Annotated in this window: 1 protein-coding gene and 1 pseudogene; both read right to left on the bottom strand. The window is 62.5% G+C overall.

Annotated elements, in window-relative coordinates:
* Window positions 1-80 precede the first annotated feature (80 nt).
* Entirely contained in the window at window positions 81-368 is a 288-nt protein-coding gene (locus BN1127_RS04525) for a hypothetical protein (protein ID WP_042648671.1), read from the bottom strand.
* Window positions 369-499: 131 nt separating this feature from the next.
* Window positions 500-781, bottom strand: a pseudogene (locus BN1127_RS04530) (diguanylate cyclase domain-containing protein); the annotation flags it as partial.
* Between the last annotated feature and the right edge of the window lie 219 nt (window positions 782-1,000).

The following is a 1,000-nucleotide window of genomic DNA, read 5'->3' on the forward strand; positions in this document are numbered from 1 at the left end:
TTAAGTGAACAGCATTGCGGATTGTCGGGGCCCGTCGGGCAAAGAGGGACGCCATGGCGGCGCCCCTTATTTGAGCCGCATCATTTGACCCGCATCAGGCGGTGGCGTTGCCCGCCAAACTCCAGCTGGACCACCTGGGATCGCGCCATGGCATCGACCCGGGCCAGCATCTCGGCGCTGTAGCCCTTGCGGTGCATCCACTGCATGGGCACCTCGAAGCTGCCCTCGTTGACGATGAAGGTATCGGTGTAGGCATCCTTGATGATGCTGACCACCCAGATGCGCTGCTGAAACTCCGAAAGTTCCGCAAAGAGGGTGGCCATTTTCGCCGCCAGGGCGCGGAGCTGGCCGATAACGCGGTTTGCCATGGTAGAGGGTGCCTGTGTTGAGGGAGACGCATCCTAGCATCCCGGGCGCGGGGGCAACAATGCGCGGCATCAAGGGTGCGGAACCTGGCCTCATTCCCATGGGCCGGGGCGCCCTGGATGCAAGGTTCCCGTCACCCCAGCGCGCGGCGCTGGCGCTTGACTTCATACATGCTCGCATCGGCCTGGCGCAGGGCCTCGTCCACGCTGGTGTGCGCCGGATCGACCGCCACCACTCCCACGCTGGCCCCGGGGTAGTGCAGCACCCGGGACTGGATCGGCAACTGCAGCACGCTGTGCTCGAACAGCCGATGCCGGAAGCGTTGTACCGCCGCCTCGAGCGTCTCCTCCCCCGGGATCGGGCCCATGCCCACGACGACGAACTCATCGCCCCCCTGTAGCCCGCCGCGAAAAATGAAAAAACTTGCTGGGTAAAACGACAAACAGAGCTTGGCCGCATTTATCAAACTCGGTGAATCAGGAATCACCCAGTTTGAAAGACGCTTAACAGGGGTTTAAACCTCGATTTCATAGGTGGGTAAATCAGGAGCGGGCCCTATGATAGCACCACTCTGGTAGAACGCCTTCTGGCCGATGGCCACCCCTCCCCCTCGCACGATCACAACGCCCCCGCC

The organism is Aeromonas media (assembly GCF_000819985.1).
GTDB classification, from domain to species: domain Bacteria; phylum Pseudomonadota; class Gammaproteobacteria; order Enterobacterales; family Aeromonadaceae; genus Aeromonas; species Aeromonas media.